This is a genomic window from Pseudoalteromonas sp. SG41-2 (assembly GCF_014164535.1).
Lineage (GTDB): Bacteria > Pseudomonadota > Gammaproteobacteria > Enterobacterales > Alteromonadaceae > Pseudoalteromonas > Pseudoalteromonas rhizosphaerae.
Genome location: NZ_JACJFK010000141.1, coordinates 1 through 229 on the forward strand (window position 1 = coordinate 1; position 229 = coordinate 229).

Here is a 229-nt window from a genome sequence, read left to right on the forward strand (position 1 = left end):
CGTGTGGTGGTGGCTGATAGTAATGAAGCGATACCAATACTATTAAGCAGTGATGAAGGCGCGGTGCTTGAGGCTGTTGATGACAAGCAGTTAACAACACGGACACCGTTTCATGCCCAAAAAACTACCCCGTTCATGCTTCGCATTGCTGCCTCTACGACCAATTTACACCGTACAATCAAGGACTATTGATGTCATTAATTTCAGTAAAAAAATCACCAATAACGCC

General features: G+C 44.1%; 1 pseudogene. It reads left to right on the forward strand.

What is annotated here, in order from left to right:
- Window positions 1–192 (forward strand): annotated as a pseudogene (locus H5186_RS22815) (hypothetical protein); the annotation flags it as partial.
- Between the last annotated feature and the right edge of the window lie 37 nt (window positions 193–229).